Genomic DNA, 5,867 nt, shown 5'->3' on the forward strand with positions numbered 1-5,867 from the left:
GTACACCTTCACGGCTCGCTTCGCATCGCGTTGGGGTGTGGCCCGCCCCCTGGGGCGCTCCACACGGCTACACCGACCTTTGGTCGGGCGATATCGCCTTGTCTTCGCGCTTCTTGCCTCCCTTCTCCCGCTTGCGGGAGAGAGGGCGGGCGCTTGCGATGCCGTGGGGCGGTCCAGCGCCATCCGGATTTACTTCCTAGCTGACGATTCCCAGGTGCCAGGGCACGAACTCGTTGTCGCCCAGCCCCAGTGCTTCGCTCTTGGTCGGATGGCCCGAAGCGGCCTCCAGGATGTGTTCGAAGATCCGCTGCCCCATCTGCTCCACGCTGAGTTCGCCGTCCAGCACCAGCCCGCAGTTGATGTCCATATCGCTTTCCAGCCGGGTGTACATCGGCGTATTGCTCGCCAGCTTGATGGTGGGCGCGGGCTTGGAGCCGAACATGGAGCCGCGGCCGGTGGTGAAGCAGATCAGGTTGGCGCCGCTGGCAATCTGGCCGGTGGCGGCTACCGGATCGTAGCCGGGGGAGTCCATGAAGACGAAGCCTGCCTGCTCGATCGGCTCGGCGTATTCGTAGACGGCCTGCAGCGGCGTGGTGCCGCCTTTCATGGCGGATCCCAGCGATTTCTCGAAGATATTGGCCAGGCCGCCTTGCTGGTTGCCGTGGCCGACCACGCCGTTGAACTGGGCGTTCTGGCCGGCGGTGTAGCGTTCCCACCAGGCCAGGCGGTCCAGCAGTTTCTGGCCGACTTCGGGTGTTACGGCGCGGCGCGTGAGCATGTATTCGACGCCGTGGATCTCCGGGGTTTCCGACAGGATGGCGGTGCCGCCGTGGCGTACCAGGATATCCATCGCCGCGCCCAGCGCCGGGTTGGCGCTGATGCCGGAGAAGCCGTCCGAGCCGCCGCATTCCAGGCCGATCTTCAGGTGGCTGGCGCTTACCGGCTGGCGTACCGCGGCGTTGGCGCCGGGCAGCATGTCTTCGATGGCGCGGATGCCGGCCTGGATGGTGGCCGCCGTGCCGCCGGTGTCCTGCATGACCATGGTGCGTACGTGGCTGCCGGGCACCAGGCCTTGCGATTCCACCAGCCCCGCTACCTGGTTGCGCTCGCAGCCCAGGCCGACGATCAGTACGCCGGCCAGGTTGGGATGGCGGGCGTAGCCGGCCAGCGTGCGGCGCAACACGTCGAAGTGCTCGCTGGGCGAGGACATGCCGCAGCCGCTGGTCTGGGCGAAGGCGGCCACGCCATCCACATTGGGATAGGCCGCCATGCGCTCGGGCGTGAAGTGGTCGGCAATATGCCGGATCACCGTGGCCGAGCAGTTCACCGACGAGAGGATGCCGATGAAGTTGCGCGTACCGACACGGCCATCGGGCCGCACGAAGCCCATGAAGGTGGCGCGCTCGGCCTCGGGCACATAGTCCACCGGCCGTACGTCCTCGCAAAAGCCGGGGTCGCGGTAGAAATCCACCAGCGCGAGATTGTGCGAGTGGACGTGGTCGCCGGCCTCGATATCGCGCTCGGCCACGCCGATCACGGTGTCGAACTTGCGTACCTGCGTGCCCCTGGCAATGGCGCAGGCGGCGATCTTGTGCCCGGCGGGCACTTGCGCGCGCACGCGCAGGCCCAGCTCGGGGAGGTTCTGGCCGAGGCTCAGGGCGTCCCGTGCGATCAGGACGTTGTCGTTGGCGTGCAGGCGGATGAGGGCGGCGGCGTTCACGGGGCGGTCAACCTTGTTGCAGCAGCTCTTTGAGCTTGAGGCGCTGGATCAGTTGGGTTTCCTGGTCGTACACGGTGCTGATGTAGCGCTTGTATTCCGGACCGTCCAGGTACATGACAGGTGCGTCGATGCGGGCCGCGACCTGCTGGAACTCCTTGCTGGCCACGGCTAGCCGGAAGGCGTCGCGCAGCTTCTTTTCCACGGCGGGGTCCAGGCCGACCGGCGCGCCGATGCCGTTGGGGGCTTCCACCACCACCTTGTAGCCGAGTTCCTTGAGCGTGGGCGTGTCCTTGAAGCGCGGCGTGCGCTGGTCGCCCCAGGTTGCCAGCAGGCGCAGCTTGCCGGCTTCCACGTGGGGCGCCCACGAGCTGGAATCGGCCAGCAGGTCGACCTGTCCGGCCAGCACGTCCTGCAGCGCCTGCGCGCCGCCCTTGTAGGCGATGGCATTGAAGCGGATGCCGGCGGCCTGCGCGAATTCCTCCATGCCCACGTGGGTGGCGCCGCCGATGCCGGCGTGCGCGTAGGTTAGCTTGCCGGGGTGCGCCTTGGCTTCGGCCACTACGTCCTTGATCGACTTGAAGCGCGAGTTCGCCGGCACCGCGATGCCGAAGGTCTGGCCGGAAGTGCGGGCGAGGTAGGTGAGCTCGGTGCGGGGATCGAGTTGCAGCATGCCGAGTTGGGAGAAGCGCGTCACCGAGATCGGGATCTGGCCGATGGTGTAGCCGTCCGGCTTGGCGCGGGCCAGCGCCTTGGTGCCGATCATGCCCGAGGCGCCGGCGCGGTTTTCCACCACGATCGATTGCTTGAGTATGCCCGACGCCACCTGGCACAGCGCGCGCATCGACTGGTCGGCGGTGCCGCCGACAGGCCACGGACAGATAAAGGTGATGGGACGTTCCGGATACTCGCCAGCCCGTGCGAAGCCCGGCAGCAGCAGGCCTGCGGTACCGGCCGCGGCGGCCGCGGCCCCGCCGATGAGCAGGCGGCGTCGCCCGGGATTGATGCCGTGGGGTGCGGTCATATGTCGTCCTCTCAGGATGTCATTATTGGAGTCATGGGCCGGTGCCAATGTTCACCGGTCAGGCTGGATTGTGGCAAAGCGCTTCATAACAATCCAATCAATGATCGGAATGCCTTCATAACCTGAAGGTTAAGTAGAAGTTAAGTCGAAGTTGAGTAGAATCCCGCCATGTCCCAGATCGACCGCGCGCTGCGCTCCAATATCAAGCTACGCCACCTGCAACTGGTGGTGGCGCTGGACGAGTTCCGCCATCTCGGCCATACCGCCGACTTCCTCTCCGTGAGCCAGCCGGCCGTCTCCAAGATGCTCACCGAGGTGGAGAAGACGCTCGGCCTGACACTCTTTACGCGCTCCACGCGCGGCACGGAGCCGACGCCGGCGGGCGCTTCCCTGGTGCGCTTTGCCCGCTCGGTGCTGGCGCAATACGAGCGCACCCGCGACGAGATCGCCGCGGAGGCCAGCGGCGCGGCGGGGCGCACGCGGGTGGGGTCGATGGGCGCGGCCTTGCCGGTGTTGCTGGCGCAGGCTGTCAGCCTGCTCAAGCAGCGTTCCGCGCAAGCCACCGTGCTGGTCGAGGAGGGGGATTTGCCGCACCTGCTGCCCAAGCTGCGGATCAGCGAGCTGGACCTGATCATCGGCCGGCTGGAGCCCGGCTATGCCGCGCCGGACCTGGTCACCGAGCCGCTGTACAACGAGCCGATGGTGGCGGTGGTGCGCAGCGGCCACCCGCTGGCGCGCCAGCGCGCGCCCGCCTGGGCAGACCTCGCCGGCATGCCTTGCGTGATGCCGCCGCCGTGGGCGTCGCTGCGGGTCAAGCTGGAACAGGAGTTCTACCGCCACGGGCTGCAGCCGCCCACGGACCTGATCGAATCCTCCTCCTATCTGGCGATCTCGACCTTCGTCACCCAGCGCGACGCGGTGGGCTTCCTGGCCCGGTCGGTCGGGCAGCAGTTCGAGCAGGAGGGACGTTTCCACATCCTGCCCATGGACGTGCCGCTGGAACTGCCGCCCGTTGGCCTGATCACGCTGCGCGAGGGGCGGCTCACGCCCAGCAGCCTGCAACTGGTGGAGTGCCTGCGCGCGGCTGCCGGGCAACTGGCCGGACAGCAGAAGCCGGCGGGCAAGAGGGCGCGCGCGCCACGGCGGGCGGGCTAGGCCGCTGGCCGTGGGCTCCCCGGGCCATATCGGCGCCGTGCTCGTAATGGGTGACCCACCGTGGCCAGGCCGCACCGGCGAATGCCGTCACTCATCGTCAGGGTCATCTCCGAATCCCGAATCATGTGGAAGGGCGCCCGCGCAATATAGAGCATCCGAATGGCAGCCTCCGGAGCATTGCCGTCTGCTGACAAGCGCTGCGCGGCTCACCGCGGCTTGACGAACTTCAGCGTCATGCGGTCCGATTCACCGATGGCCAGGAAGCTCGCGCGATCGCGCTCGCCGCCACGCAATGTGGGCGGGAGCGACCACACGCCATCGGGGTGATCGTGGTTATCGCGCGGGTTGGCATTGATCTCGCTGCGGCCGGCAAGCGCGAAGCCCGCCGCGCGGGCGTGGTCGATCACGTAGTCCTCCGTGACATAGCCCGTCGCGATCATCTGTTCCAGCGAAGTGCCCGGCGTGGCCCGGTGTTCCTCCACACCCAGCACGCCGCCGGGTTTGAGCACGGCATAGAAGGCGCGCAGGCTGTCGTCCAGGTGTCCGTCCTTGATCCAGTTATGGATGTTGCGGAAGGTCAGCACCAGGTCCGCGCCGCCGGGCGGGGCGATATCGGTAAAGGCGCGCACCGGCAGCGTACCCAACGTGACCTTGCCGTAGCTGGCCGGGTCCTGCACCAGTTTCTTCTCATAGTTGGCCCGTGAGCGCTTGCCATCCTCGCTCGCATCCGGCGCGAGCACGTCGTAATGGGCGGCATAGAGCTTGCCGTGGTCGCGCAGCACCGGCGCGAGGATTTCCGTGTACCAGCCGCCGCCGGGCGCGATTTCGATCACGGTCTGGTCCGGCTGCAGGCCGAAGAACCGCAGCGTCTGCAGCGGATGGCGGTAGGCATCCCGGGCCTTGTTAGCGGCGCTGCGCTGCGCACCGGCAATGGCGGCGGCGAGCGCCTCGTCGCCGCCCGCAGGTGCGGCCGCGCCCGACGCTAATGCCAGGGCGCCGGCGGCTGCCAGCAGCACGGTCTGCCGCAGGAAATAGCGGCGGGGAGGGAAGGGAGTCATGGCGTTCCTTGCTGACGACGGCTTGTGCCGATCACTGGCCGAACCCGAATCTGGACGTAGCGGCAGCGGTTTGTCAAGCCGGCTCGCCGTCTCCGCATGCGCTGCCTGCCGTGGTGGACGAACTGTCTTTGGAAATGCGTTTTTATTCGTTCTCAATCTTCCTGCGCCATTTCATAGTTGTGGCGTGATGGCTATAGGCGGTTGCCGTCAACCACAAACCGTGCATCGGGGAAGGCCCGGCCGCATCGATCCCGGCGCGGACAACATGCTGCAAGGAGAGCGTTTCATGACAGTTGCATTGGAAGACAAGATCAAGCATCCCGTGCTGGAAGCCGCACGTGGCGTGGCACGTTCCTCTGGCCTGCCGTATGCCGGCCGCGTGACGCCGCAACAAGCGTGGACGCTGTTCAGCGCCGGCGACGCCGTGCTGGTCGATGTCCGCACCGCGGAAGAACGCAAGTTCGTCGGCTACGTACCCGACACCCTGCACGTCCCCTGGGCCACCGGCACCAGCCTCACCCGCAACCCACGCTTTGCGCGCGAACTGGAAGCCAAGACCGGCAAAGACACCGTCGTGCTGCTGCTGTGCCGCAGCGGCAACCGCTCAGCGCTCGCCGCGGAGGCCGCCACCAAAGCCGGTCAGGCCCACGTATTCAACGTGCTCGAAGGCTTCGAAGGCGAGATCGACGAACGGCAACGACGCGGCAAGAACGGCGGCTGGCGCTTTCATGATTTGCCGTGGATACAGGACTAAGCGCGGCAGGCAGACAAGCAATTCGGTGTAGCCGTGCGGAGCGCCCCCAAGGGCGCGCCACCCCGTTACGCGATGCGAAGCGAGCCGTGTAGGTGTACCACGCCGTATGGGGCGCCTCGGGATCCGGGGAAAAGAGCGGAAAAGAGGGACCCATGTTTG

Annotated in this window: 6 protein-coding genes; 3 read left to right on the forward strand and 3 right to left on the reverse strand. The window is 67.0% G+C overall.

All coding sequences use genetic code 11. From position 1 onward, the window contains the following. Positions 1-196: 196 nt before the first annotated feature. Positions 197-1,720, reverse strand: a complete 1,524-nt coding sequence (locus CF70_RS14230; protein ID WP_035865492.1) for a UxaA family hydrolase — start codon at positions 1,718-1,720, stop codon at positions 197-199. 7 nt (positions 1,721-1,727) lie between these two features. After that, positions 1,728-2,741 carry a tripartite tricarboxylate transporter substrate binding protein gene (locus tag CF70_RS14235; RefSeq protein ID WP_035865495.1) on the reverse strand — a complete coding sequence of 338 codons (1,014 nt, stop codon included), beginning with the start codon at positions 2,739-2,741 and terminating at the stop codon, positions 1,728-1,730. A gap of 168 nt (positions 2,742-2,909) precedes the next feature. On the opposite strand from CF70_RS14235, the gene CF70_RS14240 reads away from it, so the two are divergent. Beyond that, positions 2,910-3,896 (forward strand): LysR substrate-binding domain-containing protein, encoded by a 987-nt coding sequence (locus CF70_RS14240; RefSeq protein WP_035865497.1) that lies wholly within the window; start codon positions 2,910-2,912, stop codon positions 3,894-3,896. A gap of 206 nt (positions 3,897-4,102) precedes the next feature. Here CF70_RS14240 and CF70_RS14245 read toward each other — a convergent pair whose 3' ends face one another. Next, a complete protein-coding gene (locus CF70_RS14245) occupies positions 4,103-4,954 on the reverse strand; it encodes a class I SAM-dependent methyltransferase (protein WP_035865502.1) in 852 nt (283 codons plus the stop codon). A gap of 8 nt (positions 4,955-4,962) precedes the next feature. On the opposite strand from CF70_RS14245, the gene CF70_RS36015 reads away from it, so the two are divergent. Both CF70_RS36015 and CF70_RS14250 read left to right on the forward strand, forming a co-directional pair. Beyond that, complete coding sequence (locus CF70_RS36015; protein ID WP_152561813.1) at positions 4,963-5,142, forward strand: hypothetical protein; 180 nt, start codon at positions 4,963-4,965, stop codon at positions 5,140-5,142. Between the two features lie 98 nt (positions 5,143-5,240). Then, positions 5,241-5,708, forward strand: coding sequence for a rhodanese-like domain-containing protein (locus tag CF70_RS14250; RefSeq protein WP_035865505.1), 468 nt, complete (start codon positions 5,241-5,243; stop codon positions 5,706-5,708). Positions 5,709-5,867 lie beyond the last annotated feature (159 nt).

Origin of the sequence: Cupriavidus sp. SK-3, from assembly GCF_000611145.1 — a bacterium.
Classification (GTDB): Bacteria; Pseudomonadota; Gammaproteobacteria; order Burkholderiales; family Burkholderiaceae; genus Cupriavidus.

What these genes read in the sequence shown, in the direction of transcription:
- CF70_RS14235 (WP_035865495.1), bottom strand. Translation starts at nt 2,741, where the DNA reads ATGACCGCACCCCACGGCATCAATCCCGGGCGACGCCGCCTGCTCATC.
- CF70_RS14240 (WP_035865497.1), top strand. Translation starts at nt 2,910, where the DNA reads ATGTCCCAGATCGACCGCGCGCTGCGCTCCAATATCAAGCTACGCCAC.
- CF70_RS14245 (WP_035865502.1), bottom strand. Translation starts at nt 4,954, where the DNA reads ATGACTCCCTTCCCTCCCCGCCGCTATTTCCTGCGGCAGACCGTGCTG.
- CF70_RS14250 (WP_035865505.1), top strand. Translation starts at nt 5,241, where the DNA reads ATGACAGTTGCATTGGAAGACAAGATCAAGCATCCCGTGCTGGAAGCC.